We start from the raw sequence: 14,561 nt of genomic DNA on the forward strand, positions 1-14,561 counted from the left end.
CCGTGTTCAACAATACATCGGTAGCCACATTAACATGAATGCCAGTGATAACATGCTGGCATAATTCCTTTCTAGCTTGTCATATCTACTTGAAATAGCTCGATAATGCTTAATTCTCCCAAAGGCATTTTCGACCAAGTGACGATACTTGTATAGACACCAATCCATACTGTCTTTGTCTATATCTTGTCCGTAATTGCGTTTAGCAATTACTGTTTCTCCGCCACGTTCCTTAACAAAAGTACGGAAAGGTTCGCTGTCATATCCTTTATCACAAACGATGGTATTAACTTCATCGAGTTGCTCAACTAAGCTTTCGGCATGCACTATATCGTGGCGTTGTCCCTCTGATAAATCAAAGCAAATCGGCAGGCCACCACTATCTACAGCTAAGTGAATTTTGGTTGAGTTGCCCCCGCGACTTTTTCCTATTTGCTCTGAACTTTCAGTAGCTGCACCTGTACTATGCTGATGCGCTCTAACTATAGAGCCATCAATAAATACCCATTCAAAGTCAGCCATGCTAGATAAGCTTTTGAAAAGATTATCTAAAATCCCTTTCTTTGACCAAAGATTAAATCGTCTGTAAACGGTACTCCACTCTCCGAACTCAGAGGGTAGATCTCGCCAAGGAATACCTGTTCTCATTCGATAAAGTATTCCTCAAATGTCATTCGATGTTCAGTTTTATCGTAAATACGACCTGTACTTTTCATAACTTGGAGTAGCAGTTCCCAGCGAATATCAGTTAGCATTGTTCTTGGCATGGTATTGGTTATGGTTTTACTTTTGGCGAAGCAAATTATAACTCTTTACCATGCTGTTCAAAAAACACTCACGAAAGATCAACACGCCCTAGAGACAAAGAGATTTTTCAGAAAGTGTCCGAGTGGATATTTGAAAATGGAAGGGCTTTGACTTATGCAGAGTTAGACCGCAGGTTAGGGGGGCATGGATGGCTAACTTCAAAACAACATAAACTACCAATAACTATGAAGCTTTTAAGGACACATAGGCAGCAAAATGAAAGCCATGGAGACGAGTAGGGAAGTGCATTGCTAAATCTTTAATTCAATTTCATATGTTTCATAAGGAGAGTGTATGAGCTGCAAACAATTAGATGTTGGGGTGAAAGTTGCCAGAAGGCTACTAGAACAGTGGGGAGCTAGTCAGGAGGAAATTGATGTGATTTTGGGCGATGATGACTTGGAGGCTGCTACAAGAGTGAGTCATATCCTCAACATACATGCATCTCTTCGACAAATATTCAGCAATCCGAAGAATATTAATAATTTCATGGGTAGCAAAAACGGCAACGATTTTTTTTCCCAAAGAACTCCTCTTAGTATAATTGTATCGGGACGCTTATCAGACCTTGAAGATGTTCACCAAAACATAGAGAGTTTGCTCGTAAGGTGAAAATGTTGGCTTTCTAGGCTGGGACCTTACGTTAACCTAATTGGTTTACTTCGAATAATGCTGAGCAGGAAGGCGTGCTTTTCTACATTTTTAGGAACTGATCATTGTTTGCTCAGTTTTTATAATAAATAATTGGTATATAAACTATATGCATAGAAAGGTTGTCATGTCCTATTTTCAGAATACCCCCGTTAACATTGAATCAAACCATAAGCTTCGAAGTCCTCAAGTTGAAGCTTATCTAAAAATACAGAACTACTTTGCTGAGAGTCCTAATGGGGAGGCTCTTGTTGTTTTGCCTACGGGTACTGGCAAGAGCGGATTGATATCAATTGCTCCATATGGGATTTGTAGTGGAAGAGTTTTGATTATAACCCCTGGCTTAGTGACAAAGCAGAGTATTCAGAAGACTCAAGAAGGTAAGCGCCAATAACTCCGCATTATTTCGCGACTTAATTTGAACCCTGATAATGACAGCAGTCATTACTCATACAAGGTTCAATTATGTCTATTTCTTACCAACAGTGGCAGCAGCATATCGATGCATGGCTACAAACTAAGCTCACTCAAGCCCAATATTGCCGCTCTCACCAAATCGACCAAAGTCAGTTTAGTTACTGGAAACGTAAAGTATTGGAGGCGTCCAACACGAACACCGTCTCTTCTCAATTCACTATCGCTCAAGTGGAAATGCAGCACACCTCCTCAAGCCTTTCAGTAACCTTGCCTAGTGGTCTATTAATTGATGGGGTTGACGAAATGAATGCCCATGTCGCACTCAAACTGCTGGAGAAGTTAACCTAATGCAACCAACGTTAAGACCTGCTCAGCATCTGCCTGCTGTTTATCTTTACCGTGACCCTATTGATTTTCGAAAGTCACACAATGGGTTGAGCGCACTCATCGAAATGGAACTTGGACACAGCCCATTCAGCGGCCACCTCTATGCGTTTACCAACAAACAGCGTAACAAAATTAAGTGCTTGTTCTGGGAAGATAATGGTTTTGTGCTGTACTACAAATCTTTAGCGGAAGAAAAGTTCAAATGGCCAAAGCGCTCCGACGAGGTAGTCACTCTTACTGGGCAGCAGCTAAATTGGTTACTGGATGGGTACGATATTACCCTAATGAAAGGTCATAAAAAACTCGAATATGAGTCTTTATTTTAAGGAATTTAATGCCTTATTTTGGTACAATAAAGCCTCTTAAAATAAGGCGTTAAAGGCTATTTTACCCATGAGTTTCTCTTCCGAAAAATTGACTGAAATCGAACAGCTTCGTGCTCAGTTAGCAGAAAAAGAAGCGAAACTTCAATCTCAATCCGAACGCCTTCAATCTCAATCAGCTCGCATCGCAATTTTAGAGGAAGTGGTTCGCCACCTAAAACTCAAACGCTTTGCACCAAGTAGCGAGAAAACCTCCGTAGACCAATTTTTATTGTTCGATGAATCAGAGCTGTGTACTGACCCTGACTTGACTGCTTTTGAAAATAACCAAGATAACAAAAGTGTACAAGACGATAATGATACTAAGCCTCGTGGCCGAAAACCGTTATCTAAAGACTTACCACGTGAGCAAATCTTCCTATACCTAACAGATGAAGAAAAAACAGGGGCTAAGAGCACTTTCTTTGCAAAAGTGAAAGAAGAACTCGACATCGTGCCAGCTAAAATCCGTGTCCTGGAATATATGCAAGAGAAAGCGGTCTTTGATGATAAAGAAGACGCTCAATATATCATCACGGCTCCGTTGCCAAAGCATCCGCTTCCTGGCTCTATCGGTAGCATTAGCCTCATCGCTCACGTCATTACCTCAAAATACGTCGATGGATTGCCGTTATATCGTATCGAAAAGATGCTGAAACGGTATGGCGGTGGCCTATCTCGAACGACATTAGCTAACTACGTAATTAAGGTCTCAGATGTGTTTCAACCTCTCATCAACCTATTACGTGAGCAGCAAAATGCAGGTCGATACATCATGATGGATGAGTCGCCACTTCAGGTACTTAAAGAGCCTGGTCGTGCTGTGACATCCGATAAATATATGTGGGTTTCATTAGGCGGGCCGCCAGATAAGCAAAGGGTTCTGTTCCACTACGATCCGTCTCGAAAAAAAGAAGTACCACTTGAGCTTCTCGATGGCTTTAAAGGCTACCTGCAAACCGATGGTTATGCGGGCTACAATGCTGCCTGTAAAAAATACAGTCTTATTCATGTTGGTTGTATGGATCACGCACGCCGTAAGTTCATCGAAGCGCAAGATGCACAGCCGAAAGGTAAAAAAGTAAAAGTGAGTAAAGCTGATACCGCGCTCGGTTACATCAATACACTTTACCGAATTGAGCGTAAGCTGACTGAGTTAAAAGAAACTGAAGAATATACGCCAGAGCAAGTCATAAAATACCGCTGCGAGCACAGCATCCCAGTGCTAGATAAACTGAAGGTGTTTTTAGACAAGACCATTAATCGAGTACCATCAGACAGCTTAACGGGTAAAGCGGTCAGTTATATGCTAAATCAATGGTCAAAACTGGTGGCTTACTGTGATAACGGTGAAGTACGCATCAGTAACATCATGGCAGAAAATGCAATCCGCCCATTCGCAGTGGGTCGAAGAGCTTGGCTCTTTGCTGATACGCCATCAGGAGCTCAAGCGAGTGCGACTTGCTATAGTTTGATTGAAACGGCGAAATTAAACGGTCTTGAACCTTACTCCTATCTTCACACCCTTCTCAGTAAGCTACCATACGCAGAGACGTTGGAAGACATAGAAGCGCTTCTACCTTGGAATCTAACCAAAGCCTAACGGCTTTGGTTCTCCTCATCAATACGCCGAGTAACTGGCGCTTACTCCCAGACTGCTGAATTTACAAAAAAAACTAATGATGAAGCTGAGCAATCTAAGCTTATTGTGGCTAACTCAGTACGAAGTGTTGCTGATTTAATTACGGAGGTTGAGACAATGGCTTGTAGTATTTACTCTATGCAGCAGAATTCACAAAAGATTGGCTCTGTTGTATCTGTTATAGGGGACATTGCTGACCAAACAAATTTACTAGCGCTTAATGCCGCGATTGAAGCAGCTCGAGCTGGGGAGCAAGGAAGAGGGTTTGCTGTTGTTGCTGATGAAGTCAGAGCTTTGGCTGCAAGAACACAGCAGAGCACATCTGAAATCAATAATATGCTTTCAGATCTTAATGAAGGAACAAGAACTGTAGTCAATGCTATGGATGAGACTAAGTTATGCTGTGAAAAAACAGCAGAGGCAACGAAAAATGTGAATGTTAGCTTAGATGTAATGGTGAACTCTATTACACGCATTAATGACTTAGGTTTAGAGATAGCGACAGCTGCTGAACAGCAAAGTGTTGTGACAGATGAAATTAGTCGTAATATGACCACGATTCAAAGTATGGTGCATGAATTGACAAGTAATAGCACTCAAACAATGGAAAATACTCAAAACCTAACCCAAAGTAACAGGCAGTTATCTGTGCTTGTTGATCAATTTAAGTTGAGGTGATTTTAGTTGTGTTTGAAGTAGACGCCACTTTGCAAAGAGCGTGGGTAAGATCAGTCTATTTTGTTCGCAAAAAAATGCGCTGGGTAATATTGCTGCTTTCATTTTGTTCAACAGTGCTGTCATTCTTAGTTGGTGCGTCGTTTTGCCTTTTCAACTCTCCTTTTTGTGAAGAACAGAGCATATTATTCGTACTTGGTGATTAGAATGCGGGGTTTATGGTGCCTTACACCGCTAGCAGGCTGTGCGGTAGTGTTCAAGGTCAGGAAACATTGAGATTCCTTACCTTTGAACTTGTTAGAAGGGTTATCTGCTTACTACCCAAACATGACCAACTCTGAGAAATCAGGGCTGATGGCGATGGATTAAACCGAACTCGGCTTGATTAGGCACCTCCTCATCTCGACTGGTGCTAAACCGAAAAACTCTTTAAAACACCTGCTGAAGTGAGTGGTTGAACGGAATCCGGTTGAAGCTGCAATTGTGGAAATTGAATCGCCAGATTGGTAAAGCAACTGCCTTGCATAGGTAAGCCGAAGTTCTAAGTAATATTTAGATGGTGATGCTTGTACATGGGTTTGAAATATTCGCTCAAGCTTCCTTCTAGAAATGTTGAGGTAGGCGGCAATATCATTGACTGAAAGTAATTCATCTAAATTGTTACTCATCAAGCTTATCGCTTCTTTGACTTCGTTTGGGGTTGAGGCTGGTAAGCTGTGGCTTAACTGCAGTTCAGTTTTAGATAAGGAGGTTCGGTCACAAGATAAAATTTCGCGAACAGCATTTGCAATTGAAGAATGCGTTATCTGGCTTATAAGGCTTAACATCATATCCAAAGTACTGCTCGGCCCCGATGAGGTAAGGGTATTGTCATGATGAACATACGTTTCATTGGAGAGCGTGTATTGAGGGAAGTGCTCGATGGCGTAGGCATGATTATCAGGGTGTAAAGCATATGATGCGTCATCAAGAATTCCTGCCTGAGCAAGATAAAGAGAACCATTCCATATCCCCCCGAGCGTAACATTACGTCTCGCACTATTAATAATGGTGTTTGAGAGTATTGAGTGCTCTGTAAGGTCTGTACGTAAACCTCCGCAAATCATTATTACATTGATGCTATCTAATAATGAAAAATCATCAATTGTCATATCAGTACTGACATTTATACCAACATCACTTAACACGAGCTGCTCTCCAATACTGACAGTCTTATACTGAAAACGCTTAGATTTTTCTACCAAGTTTGCAGTCACTAAACAGTCAATCGCTGTTGTAAATGAGAGCAAGGAGAAATGTTCTAAAAGAACAAACACTAATGTTGTTGTAGATGACGCCATCTCTGAATTAGGTATGAAGCGTTGATTAATGCAGGACATCTGAGTCGAAAATTGTCGCTTATTGGCCATAACAATTCAGTTAATGTTAAGTTTACGTGACCATTAAAGTGTCATTTGTTTGGTGTTTTGTGTTTTTTTTGGTTGGTGATTTTGATGATTGTCACAAAATTAGTGGCTAATGAACCCATAATATTTAGTCTGTCGCAATGGTGTCATGAATTGGCGCTCTCAGTTGGTCGCCCTGCAATTTACAGAGGTAGTTTATTAACACATTTGTAACATAGTGTGTAAAGGAGATACCTCGTGTTTTACCAAAATGACACCATAGAGAAATTTGATGAACAGTTGATTTCAGCAATGAACGCTGAAGAACTTCGACAGCAAGATCACATCGAATTGATTGCATCAGAGAACTATACAAGTAAAAGGGTTATGCAGGCTCAAGGGTCCCAATTAACCAATAAATATGCAGAAGGCTACCCTGGGAAAAGATATTACGGTGGTTGTGAGCATGTTGACACCATTGAATCTATTGCAATAGTTCGAGCTAAAGAGCTTTTTGGTGCAGATTATGTGAATGTACAGCCACACTCAGGTTCGCAAGCGAACGCTGCTGTTTTTATGGCCTTGCTAAATCCTGGAGATACGGTGTTAGGCATGAGCCTTGCCCATGGTGGGCACTTGACTCATGGTGCAAAAGTAAGCTTCTCCGGAAAAATCTACAATTCTATCCAATACGGGCTGAATGAATCGACAGGAGAAATAGACTACGAGCAAGTCGCCCAGTTGGCAAACGATCATAAACCTAAAATGATTATCGCTGGTTTCTCTGCTTATTCACGAGTGGTCGATTGGGAGCGTTTTCGACAGATCGCTGATTCTGTCGGAGCATACTTGTTCATTGATATGGCACATGTTGCTGGACTTGTAGCAACGGGTCATTACCCAAATCCAATTCCTCATGCAGATGTCGTTACCACGACCACGCATAAAACATTACGCGGTCCTCGAGGTGGGTTAATTCTCGCCAAACGAAACGAAGTTATAGAAAAAAAATTAGATTCAGCCGTGTTTCCGGGAGGACAAGGCGGTCCTTTGATGCACGTTATTGCGGCTAAGGCTGTCGCATTTAAAGAGGCTCTTCAGCCAGACTTTTCGGATTATCAGTCTCAGGTGCTAAAAAATGCGCAGGCGATGGCAGCTGGATTCATTCGTCGAGGGTATGACGTGATCTCTGGTGGCACAGACAATCATTTGTTCTTAGTCAGTCTAATCCAGCAAGGCATCACAGGGAAAGACGCGGACGCCGCTCTAGGCTGGGCGCATATAACTGTAAACAAGAATGCTGTACCTAACGACCCTCAGTCTCCCTTTGTTACAAGTGGACTTCGCATAGGTACACCCGCAATAACGGCGAGAGGCTTTAAAGAGCAAGAATCGGAGATGCTCACAGAGTGGATCTGCGATATTCTTGATGATCTTGAAAATGAAGACCTTATTCATACGGTTCAACGCAAAGTCGTATCCTTATGCGCTGACTTTCCCGTCTATCGCTAATGCTTAGTTAAGGGGCTCAGCTGTGAGCCCTAATAGTGAGGAGGCGGTATGCCAATTAGTCTATTTGATATGTTTAAAGTGGGGATTGGACCCTCAAGTTCTCACACTGTGGGTCCGATGCGCGCGGCATATCTTTTTGTTAAGCAGCTCATCGATGAGGACAAATTACAACATTCGCATTCTTTGCGTTGTGAACTGTATGGATCTTTAGGAGCGACAGGTGTTGGGCATGGCACAGGGCCTGCTGTGATGTTGGGGTTAGAGGGTTTTGAAGCCGATAACATTGATCCTCAGCTGTTAGTGGAACGAACCGAAGCGATCGAAAGGCAAAAACAGCTCATGCTTGGTGGCACCAAGAGCATAGCTTTCGATAGCGAAACTGCACTTTGTTATTTACCTCTGGAGTCTCGAGTTGAACACCCTAATGCAATGAAGATAGTGGCTTTTTCAGAGGAGGGTGGAACTGTCTTAGAAAAGACCTATTTCAGTATTGGTGGAGGGTTTGTCACGGACAAAGAGCAGTTCTCAGTTGACTCAGATCTTCAACAAATTGAATTCCCTTACTCGTTTAGTTCTGCAGAAGAGCTACTGAGTCTATGCCGTCATGAAGGTATGAGTATTTCAGAAATTGCCCTTGAGAATGAAAAGTACCTAAGGGGTGAAAACGAAGTCCGGCGCGGGGTTTTAACGTACTGGCAAGTGATGAAAGAGTGTGTCCAACGAGGCCTATTACAAGAAGGGGTCTTGCCTGGAGGGCTTAATGTCAAACGCCGTGCGCCCTCGATGTTACGTGCACTCAATAGTGAAGCTTGTGCGACTCATAAAGGTCAATTGGGTGCTATGGAGTGGGTCAACCTCTATGCATTGGCTGTGAATGAAGAAAACGCGTCGGGTGGAAGAGTTGTTACCGCGCCAACCAATGGTGCTGCTGGTATTATTCCCGCTGTACTCCACTACTACGTCAATTTTTGTGACGGTGCCAATGAAGAAGGGGTCATTCGATTTTTGCTCACTGCATCTGCCATCGGCTCGATTATCAAAGTCAATGCTTCTATATCGGGCGCTGAAGTGGGTTGTCAGGGTGAAGTCGGCTCAGCATGTGCAATGGCAGCAGCAGGTTTGGCGGAAGTGTTGGGAGCCACGCCAGAGCAAGTTGAAAACGCAGCCGAAATCGGGATGGAACATAATTTAGGGCTCACCTGTGACCCGATCGGTGGTTTGGTTCAAGTCCCTTGTATTGAACGCAATGCAATGGCATCGGTTAAAGCCATTAATGCAGCATCTATCGCGATGAGGGGCAATGGGGAACATTTCGTATCGCTAGACTGTGTTATTCGCACAATGCGCGAGACGGGAAAAGACATGATGGATAAGTACAAGGAAACGTCACGTGGTGGGTTGGCAATTAACGTTATCGAATGTTGATGTGGCTTTTTATATGTAGCAATAGGTTGGTTCAAGGAAAGGAAAGGAAAGATATGGAGAATTATTCAGGTTTTGAGTTGTTTAAACATGCTCTGAATTATCATGAAAACTGGCAAAGGGTTTGGAGAAACCCCTTACCTAAAAAACAATATGATGTGGTGATTATTGGCGGTGGAGGTCATGGCTTAGCGACGGCCTACTATCTAGCGAAAGAACATGGCATCACAAATATTGCGGTGATCGAAAAAGGCTATTTAGGCGGGGGTAACACTGCAAGAAACACAACTATTGTACGTTCAAACTACTTGTGGGATGAGGCAGCAAAGCTTTATGAGCATTCAATGAAGCTTTGGGAAGGACTATCAACCGAGTTGAATTACAACTTGATGTTTAGTCAGAGGGGAGTTCTAAACCTTGGTCATACCTTGCAGGATATGAGAGATATTGAACGTCGAGTTAGCGCTAATCGCCTTAATGGTATCGATAGTGAAGTTCTAACAACTGCAGAGGTTAAAGAACTGGCTCCAATTCTCAACTGTTCGCCAAATGCCCGTTATCCAGTCCTAGGTGCAAGTTGGCAAAAACGTGCCGGAACAGCAAGGCATGACGCAGTTGCTTGGGGGTTCGCTCGCGCGGCCGATAAACTTGGCGTAGACCTAATACAGCAAAATGAAGTGACGGATATACGTGTAGTTAATGGTTCGGTTGTTGGCGTCGAGACAAAGAAAGGCTTTATTGGTGCAAAGAAAGTGGCTTGTGTAGCGTCGGGTAACTCTGGTGAACTCGCAAAGATGGTCAAGATGTCACTGCCTTTGGAGTCTCACCCATTACAAGCGATGGTATCTGAACCGTTAAAGCCTTGCCTCGATACGGTTGTGATGTCAAACCATGTTCATGGGTACATGAGTCAATCAGATAAAGGGGATCTCGTGATCGGTGCTGGTATTGATGGTTACCTTGGTTATGGTCAAAGAGGGTCTTTCTCTGTAATTGAACATACGATTGCCGCGATCGTCGAAATGTTCCCAATCGTAAGCCGTGTCAGATTAAATCGTCATTGGGGAGGCATTGTGGATACCTGCCCAGATGCATGTCCAATCATTAGTAAGACTCACATTAAGGGGCTGTATTTTAATTGTGGATGGGGGACTGGAGGCTTCAAGGCAACGCCGGGGTCGGGTCATGTTTTTGCCTATACGATAGCGAAAGACCAGCCTCATCCATTGGCTCAACCATTTACGATAGACCGCTTTATCACTGGTCACCTAATCGATGAACACGGCGCAGCTGGTGTGGCTCACTAACCAAGGAGGAATGGGTATGTTGCAGATATATTGTCCTTATTGTGAGGAAATTCGAGAAGAAGAAGAGTTCCACTATGTTGGTGAAGCTCATATCGTTAGGCCGACCAGCCCAAACACGATAAGTGATGAAAATTGGGGACAGTATCTTTTTCATCGCAAAAACACCAAGGGGCTGCATGACGAGATGTGGTTCCACAGTGCAGGTTGTCGAAAGTTCTTTAATGTGACGCGCGACACGTTGACGTACGAGATTAATAAAACTACCAAGATGAACGACCGCTCGGCATCATCATTCAAAGGAGATATACAGTATGGTTGCGCAAAATAGACTTAATGATGGTGGTCGCGTAGATAGGAGCCAAACGGTAACGTTCACATTCAATGGGAAAACTTACCAAGGGTTTCATGGTGATACGATTGCTTCTGCTTTGTTAGCGAATGGGGTGGATGTTGTAGGCCGTAGTTTCAAATATTCTCGCCCAAGAGGCATTATCGCTGCAGGCGCTGAAGAGCCCAACGCGGTGTTACAGGTCGGTAGTCAAGAGGATACAACCATCCCCAACATCCTAGCGACTCAAGCTGAACTTTATGAGGGTTTATGTGCGAGCTCTGTAGCTGGTTGGCCTAATGTCGATGTCGATGTTATGGCTGGGCTTGGTAAAGTGGGCGGAGCGATGATGCCACCAGGGTTTTATTATAAAACCTTTATGCAACCTCAAAGCCTATGGCCAACATACGAAAAATACATTCGTAAAGCGGCTGGACTGGGTAAAGTGCCTACCGCTGAAGACCCTGACCAATATGACAAAATTAATCATCATGCAGAGGTGTTAATCGTTGGTGGTGGCCCAGCAGGACTGTCGGCAGCTAAGGCTCTCGTGGGTTCAGGCCTACGCGTTATCCTTGTTGATGAGAAAAATGAATTCGGCGGTTCGTTGTTGTCGAGCACGAAGACAATTAACAGCCAACAATGCCTTGATTGGGTATCAGAAACGCTTGCTCTATTGCAATCAGATCCCAATTTTACATTGTTATATCGTACGACTGCGTTTGGCTACTATGACCATAATTTTGTGGGTGCGGTAGAGCGCCGTACCGATCATTTAGGTGAGCGTATTCCTGGTACCCGGCAGAGGTTGCATCGTATTCGTGCCAAAAAAGTCATTTTGACGACGGGTGCACTGGAAAGGCCGCTGGTATATGGAAACAATGATGTACCAGGGTGTATGTTAGCCTCGGCTGTTTCAACATACATTAATCGTTATGCGGTCGTGCCTGGTAATCAATTGGTAGTGATGACTACCAATGACTATGCGTACCAAGCCGCCATCGACTGGCGTAATAGTGGAAGAGAAGTTGTGGCGGTGATTGATACACGCAAAACTGCCAAATCTGAACTTCCCAATCTAGCGCGTGATATGGGCATTAAAGTGCTCACGGGAAAAGCCGTCATTAATGTGAAAGGCAATCGACGCGTAAGTGCTGTGGAAGTTGCGTCTTTGAATGATGATGGCAGCGCTGTTACGGGTAAAACCTTTAAACTTAACTGCGATACGGTTGCAAGTTCAGGAGGATGGAGCCCAGTCGTGCATCTTTCATGTCATACAGGCAGTAAACCAGTATGGAATGCTGATATTCATGGCTTCGTGCCTGGAATGGCGAATGAGCGTCAGTTACATGCTGGAGGCGCGGTTGGCATATATAACTTAAGTGATGTGTTAGAGAGTGGCGCCAGTACGGCTGTTAAGGTTGGCGAAGCGTTAGGTGCTAGGCTCAATGAATCATATGGTTTACCTCCGAAGGTTCAAGCTGAACACATTACCAAAGCTATGGAGCTCTACCATATCCCCCATACCAAACCGACGAGCAGAGCACCAAAGCAGTTTGTCGACTATCAAAACGATGTGACTGCCGCTGGAATCGAACTTGCTACTAGAGAAGGTTATGAGTCGATCGAGCATGTGAAGCGATACACTGCTATGGGCTTTGGAACCGATCAAGGAAAAACATCAAATATCAATGGCATGGCCATTGTCGCGAAAGTACTAAACCGATCGATCGCGGATACGGGAACCACAATCTTTCGTCCGATGTATACCCCCGTAACTTTTGGCGCATTGGTTGGTCGTGATGCGGGAACCTTATTTGATCCTGCACGTTTCACTGCTATGCACAAATGGCACATTATGAACAATGCGATGCTTGAGGATGTCGGGCAGTGGAAGAGGCCTTGGTATTTCCCTAAAACGGGAGAATCAATGCAGGAGTGTTTAGATCGTGAATGTCTGGCTACGCGTCGTAGCGTTGGTATTTTGGATGCATCCACACTCGGAAAAATCGATATTCAGGGTAAAGACGCAAGAGAGTTTTTAAATCGGGTATATACCAATCCTTGGTTGAAATTGGCTCCGGGGCGATGTCGATACGGCATTATGTGTAAAGATGATGGGATGATTTTTGATGATGGAGTGACCTCTTGCATCAATGATAACCACTTCATCATGACTACGACTTCAGGTGGGGCTGCTGCTGTTCTTGAGTGGCTTGAATTGTGGCATCAAACAGAATGGCCAGAGTTAGAAGTCTATTTTTCTAGTGTTACCGATCATTGGGCAACAATGACCATCTCTGGGCCAAATAGCCGTAAATTGCTAGAAAGGCTTGTGGAAAAAAATGACATTTCCAATGAAGCGTTTCCCTATATGACGTGGCAATCGATGACTGTCGCGGGCGTAGAGGCAAGGGTGTTCCGTATCAGTTTCACTGGAGAACTCTCTTTTGAAATTAATGTGCCAGCGAACTACGGCTTGTATGTTTGGGAACAAGTCATATCAGCGGGCGAAGAATTTGATATTACCCCTTATGGCACCGAGACAATGCATATTCTGCGTGCCGAGAAAGGTTTTATTATCGCAGGGCAAGATACAGATGGTTCAGTCACTCCCCAAGACATGGACATGAACTGGATTGTTGGAAAAAACAAAGAGTTCAGTTACATCGGAAAACGCTCTTGGGATCGCTTAGACAATAAAAGGGACGACAGAAAGCAATTTGTAGGTTTGTTGGCAACGGATCCAAGTGCCGTCATTCCAGAAGGCGCTCAAGCGGTTTTCGACCCTGATGAAGCAATACCGATGAGCATGGTTGGTCATGTAACGTCTAGTTATTACAGTGCCGTATTAGGTCGTTCTATAGCATTAGGAGTGATAAAAAGAGGATTATCACGACATGGAGAAAAAGTATATTTCCCTCTGCCAGACGGGAACACGATCGAAGCTGAAATAGGCCCATCTGTATTTTATGATCCAAAAGGAGACCGACAAAATGTCTGAATTCACGTTAGAACGTCCAACCACTCGACAAACCGAAAGTCACCAACTGACGAACTGGACACCGCGTCAGGATTCTCCCCTTGACCATGTTGATGTGGTGACTATTGAAGGAATAGAAACAGAAACGACGGTAGCAATACAGGAGTTGAAAGGTTTAAGTCACCTAATTTTGCGAGGAAATAGCCATGTCCCCTCTTTCTGTAAAGCGGTAAAGCAGGCACTAGGGGTTGAACTTCCTGTTATGTCATGTACTTCGATGCAGAATAATGAGCTGCGTATATTTTGGCAATCTCCAAATGAGTGGTTGATTATTGGCCCTCCAAATAGCGCTGAAAAAATAGAGCAATCTCTTCGAAATTGCTTACAAGGACACTTTGCAGTAACGGATATTAGCAGTAGTCAAACGCTAGTAACGATTAAAGGTGAAAATGCAGAGAACGTACTTAGGAAGTCGACTTCCTACGATGTAGATATACGTAACTTTCCTATTGGGAAGGTGGCTGGTATTGCATTTTCTCGCTCTCAAGTTCAATTACGAAGAACAGATAAAACTTCATTTGAGCTCATAATTAGGAGAAGTTTTGCTGACTATATATGGATGTGGTTAATGGATGCAAGTAATGAGTATGGCGTGATATTCATTAAGGATTAGTTTTTTAAAG

13 protein-coding genes are annotated in these 14,561 nt (G+C 43.6%); 11 read left to right on the forward strand and 2 right to left on the reverse strand.

Annotated features, from left to right (window positions below; all coding sequences use genetic code 11):
- Positions 1-6: 6 nt before the first annotated feature.
- Positions 7-767 (reverse strand): IS5 family transposase gene (locus ACMAZD_RS00400; RefSeq protein WP_435248137.1). Its coding sequence is split into 2 segments (ribosomal slippage): positions 7-665 and positions 665-767, totalling 762 coding nucleotides; the frame shifts between segments, so codons are not numbered across the junction.
- A 334-nt stretch (positions 768-1,101) separates the two neighbouring features.
- Here ACMAZD_RS00400 and ACMAZD_RS00405 point away from each other — a divergent pair.
- The 5 genes from ACMAZD_RS00405 (at position 1,102) to ACMAZD_RS00425 (ending at position 4,944) form a co-directional block, all read left to right on the forward strand.
- A complete protein-coding gene (locus tag ACMAZD_RS00405) occupies positions 1,102-1,419 on the forward strand; it encodes a hypothetical protein (protein WP_150879318.1) in 318 nt (105 codons plus the stop codon).
- Between the two features lie 504 nt (positions 1,420-1,923).
- Positions 1,924-2,223, forward strand: coding sequence for an IS66 family insertion sequence element accessory protein TnpA (gene tnpA / locus ACMAZD_RS00410; protein WP_435248138.1), 300 nt, complete (start codon positions 1,924-1,926; stop codon positions 2,221-2,223).
- Positions 2,223-2,588: an IS66 family insertion sequence element accessory protein TnpB gene (tnpB, locus tag ACMAZD_RS00415; RefSeq protein WP_102559463.1), complete on the forward strand. Its 366-nt coding sequence runs from the start codon at positions 2,223-2,225 to the stop codon at positions 2,586-2,588. Before tnpA ends, tnpB begins: the two co-directional genes overlap by 1 nt.
- Positions 2,589-2,655: 67 nt before the next feature.
- Positions 2,656-4,227 (forward strand): IS66 family transposase, encoded by a 1,572-nt coding sequence (gene tnpC, locus ACMAZD_RS00420; protein WP_435248139.1) that lies wholly within the window; start codon positions 2,656-2,658, stop codon positions 4,225-4,227.
- A gap of 105 nt (positions 4,228-4,332) precedes the next feature.
- On the forward strand, positions 4,333-4,944 hold the full coding sequence (locus ACMAZD_RS00425) for a methyl-accepting chemotaxis protein (RefSeq protein ID WP_435248140.1): 612 nt from the start codon (positions 4,333-4,335) through the stop codon (positions 4,942-4,944).
- A 362-nt stretch (positions 4,945-5,306) separates the two neighbouring features.
- Here the strand turns inward: ACMAZD_RS00425 and ACMAZD_RS00430 are convergent, their stop codons facing one another.
- Complete coding sequence (locus tag ACMAZD_RS00430) at positions 5,307-6,350, reverse strand: GlxA family transcriptional regulator (RefSeq protein ID WP_435248141.1); 1,044 nt, start codon at positions 6,348-6,350, stop codon at positions 5,307-5,309.
- 234 nt (positions 6,351-6,584) lie between these two features.
- On the opposite strand from ACMAZD_RS00430, the gene glyA reads away from it, so the two are divergent.
- From glyA to ACMAZD_RS00460, 6 genes are read left to right on the forward strand one after another with little or no spacing between them, the layout of a single operon-like run.
- Entirely contained in the window at positions 6,585-7,838 is a 1,254-nt protein-coding gene (gene glyA, locus ACMAZD_RS00435) for a serine hydroxymethyltransferase (protein WP_435248142.1), read from the forward strand.
- A gap of 48 nt (positions 7,839-7,886) precedes the next feature.
- Positions 7,887-9,263, forward strand: a complete 1,377-nt coding sequence (locus tag ACMAZD_RS00440; RefSeq protein WP_435248143.1) for an L-serine ammonia-lyase — start codon at positions 7,887-7,889, stop codon at positions 9,261-9,263.
- A gap of 53 nt (positions 9,264-9,316) precedes the next feature.
- Positions 9,317-10,567, forward strand: coding sequence for a sarcosine oxidase subunit beta family protein (locus ACMAZD_RS00445; RefSeq protein WP_435248144.1), 1,251 nt, complete (start codon positions 9,317-9,319; stop codon positions 10,565-10,567).
- A 16-nt stretch (positions 10,568-10,583) separates the two neighbouring features.
- Positions 10,584-10,895 (forward strand): sarcosine oxidase subunit delta, encoded by a 312-nt coding sequence (locus ACMAZD_RS00450; protein WP_435248145.1) that lies wholly within the window; start codon positions 10,584-10,586, stop codon positions 10,893-10,895.
- On the forward strand, positions 10,879-13,899 hold the full coding sequence (locus ACMAZD_RS00455; protein ID WP_435248146.1) for a sarcosine oxidase subunit alpha: 3,021 nt from the start codon (positions 10,879-10,881) through the stop codon (positions 13,897-13,899). Before ACMAZD_RS00450 ends, ACMAZD_RS00455 begins: the two co-directional genes overlap by 17 nt.
- Entirely contained in the window at positions 13,892-14,551 is a 660-nt protein-coding gene (locus ACMAZD_RS00460) for a sarcosine oxidase subunit gamma (protein ID WP_435248147.1), read from the forward strand. Before ACMAZD_RS00455 ends, ACMAZD_RS00460 begins: the two co-directional genes overlap by 8 nt.
- Positions 14,552-14,561: the final 10 nt, after the last annotated feature.

The organism is Vibrio sp. nBUS_14, from assembly GCF_051201655.1.
Taxonomy (GTDB): Bacteria; Pseudomonadota; Gammaproteobacteria; order Enterobacterales; family Vibrionaceae; genus Vibrio.